The organism is Chlorogloea sp. CCALA 695, from assembly GCF_003003885.1.
Classification (GTDB): Bacteria; Cyanobacteriota; Cyanobacteriia; order Cyanobacteriales; family Chroococcidiopsidaceae; genus Aliterella.
Genome location: NZ_PVWN01000148.1, coordinates 1 through 2,494, shown reverse-complemented (window position 1 = coordinate 2,494; position 2,494 = coordinate 1). Strand labels below are relative to the sequence as shown.

The 2,494-nt window shown below is 41.2% G+C and carries 3 protein-coding genes; 1 reads left to right on the top strand and 2 read right to left on the bottom strand.

Annotation, left to right across the window (positions count from 1 at the left end):
- The first annotated feature begins 425 nt into the window (after nucleotides 1-425).
- The gene (locus C7B70_RS25570) at nucleotides 426-1,448 is read left to right on the top strand and encodes a ribose-phosphate pyrophosphokinase (protein ID WP_106371664.1); all 1,023 of its coding nucleotides are present in this window, start codon (nucleotides 426-428) and stop codon (nucleotides 1,446-1,448) included.
- Nucleotides 1,449-1,512: 64 nt separating this feature from the next.
- Here the strand turns inward: C7B70_RS25570 and C7B70_RS25565 are convergent, their stop codons facing one another.
- Nucleotides 1,513-1,941, bottom strand: a complete 429-nt coding sequence (locus C7B70_RS25565) for an NUDIX hydrolase (RefSeq protein WP_106371663.1) — start codon at nucleotides 1,939-1,941, stop codon at nucleotides 1,513-1,515.
- A gap of 7 nt (nucleotides 1,942-1,948) precedes the next feature.
- Nucleotides 1,949-2,407, bottom strand: a complete 459-nt coding sequence (locus tag C7B70_RS25560) for a DUF3531 family protein (protein WP_106371662.1) — start codon at nucleotides 2,405-2,407, stop codon at nucleotides 1,949-1,951.
- Between the last annotated feature and the right edge of the window lie 87 nt (nucleotides 2,408-2,494).

The window sequence follows — 2,494 nt, the reverse complement described above, 5'->3', positions numbered from 1 at the left end:
ATAATTGAGTTACTACTAAAATAATTATTAAAGAATATTGGTTAGATTAACGACAAAACCAATAACTATTTTAGTAAGTGCGATCGCCCTAATAATCCTTGTCACTACTCCAGTGGCGATATCAACTACTGAATTTGCTGACAGGGCAAGAATTTGAAGTCAAAAACATTAAAAAAAGTTGGGATTGATTCGACGGATGCGATCGCCCTAGCTAAAATCAAATTGACCCTTGATTGATAAGTAAGTATTTTTTATGACATATTTATGCCATGAGTAGTAAGTAAAATATTTGTCAAAGATATATCATAAGGGGAATTATCCCAAAACTCTTAAACTAAAATTAACTAATAACTTCATCCAAGTTTATAATTAAATTTTCCTAGAATTGCTGAGGAAGTAGATAAACTTGTGATGATAGGATTGCCATGAAGCCGCTTAGAGGGTCTGTTGTGCTACGATCTGCAACTACTTTGACGCTGCCGTCAACTCAAAACGCGGTTATTACTGACAATAACCGCTTACGCTTGTTCTCTGGTTCGGCTAACGTACCATTTTCTCAGGAAGTTGCTCGTTATTTGGGACTGGACTTGGGGCCAATGATCCGTAAGCGATTTGCTGACGGAGAGATTTATATTCAAGTTCAAGAGTCGATTCGGGGCTGTGATGTTTACCTGATTCAGCCAACTTGCAATCCAGTAAATGACCATTTGATGGAATTACTGATTATGATTGATGCCTGTCGTCGTGCTTCGGCGCGGCAGATTACCGCAGTAATTCCTTACTACGGCTATGCTAGGGCAGATCGCAAAACCGCCGGGAGAGAGTCGATTACAGCTAAGTTGGTGGCTAACTTGATTACTCAAGGAGGCGCACACCGAGTTATAGCGATGGATTTGCACTCAGCACAGATTCAGGGCTATTTTGATATACCTTTCGATCATGTTTATGGTTCACCAGTAATAATTGATTATTTAGCCAGTAAGGAATTGTCCGATATTGTGGTGGTTTCCCCGGATGTCGGCGGTGTAGCAAGAGCAAGAGCTTTTGCTAAAAAGCTAAATGATGCCCCCTTAGCAATTATTGATAAGCGTCGTCAAGCTCATAATGTCGCTGAAGTCCTTAATGTAATTGGCGATGTGGCAGGTAAAACCGCCGTGTTAGTAGATGACATGATTGATACAGGTGGCACGATTGCGGCGGGGGCAAAATTGCTACGAGATGAAGGAGCGCGTCAGGTGTACGCTTGTGCAACTCACGCCGTTTTTTCTCCTCCCGCCGTTGAACGGCTATCTAGTGGGTTATTTGAAGAAGTAATTGTCACAAATACAGTTCCCGTTCCCCCAGAACATCAGTTTGAGCAGCTAACGGTACTTTCAGTTGCTAATTTGCTAGGAGAAACTATTTGGCGGGTGCATGAAGATACGTCCGTAAGCAGTATGTTTCGCTAAAAAAACTGAATATTTGCTCGAGAGTGCGATCGCTATAATCATTAAAAGGCGATCGCATTTATTTTTAGAGCAATGCTAAAAATGGCTCTGGTACTAACAACAATTCCCCGGATTTGAATAAAGCCACATCTACCCACAGGGCGGTTTTTTGGCGTTTACCTTCAGCAAAAACTAAACTCTCTAATTCGTAAAACTTCGCATCGACGAAATCACACTGATAAACTTGGAGCAATTCGTGTCCTTGTTTGCCGTTAAAAGTAAAGAGGTTTTCTAAGCATCCTAGATAAGAAATGTTAGTTAATTTTGCTTGAATTTCCTCTTGAAACTCTCTTTCTAAGGCTTCAATGCTGGTTTCGCCAAAGTCTACCCCGCCACCCATTGCTCGATAAAAAGTTTTTTGCTTTACTGGATCGTAGCCTTGAGATATAAAAACGCGATTATCCTTTTTAATCAATCCCAAAGCTAAAACTCGAATTTGACCTTCAACGTGCATATAACTTTTAGTTGTTGTAATCGTATATGGACTCAGGGCGACTTTCGCTATCTTCTACTGTCCAGTCGGCATTTTCACCGCCAATATACAGTTGCTCCATTGGTAGGTATTCTCGATCTAATTGGGTGAGACAATTAATTAAAATATCTAGGGCGATCGCATCACTGGTTCCCAAATCAAACCAACACCGCGCCCAAGTCCCTTGATACTCAAAGGCTCCCATATTGTGCATGAGCGACATTAAGCTGTCATCCGCCCGGCGATCATCATAATTCATGTGACTAATATCTAATCCCTCGTCTTGCACTTGGAGGTTTTCGGCGTTAAATGCTCCGAGTTTTCCTAGGTAAAACCACGAGTTAAAAGCTTCTTCTAAATACTTTTTCTCCATTTCTGACGGGACGGTACTAAATTCTACCCAAATCCATAGATCGAAGGGATTAAATTCTCTAAATTGTATTTGCATTTTGGCTCTAGGTTAGTTGAATTAATTAAGAAAAACCAGAAATTGGGGGAACCTCCCCCCAAACCCCCCGTTGGAGGACGGTTGCGT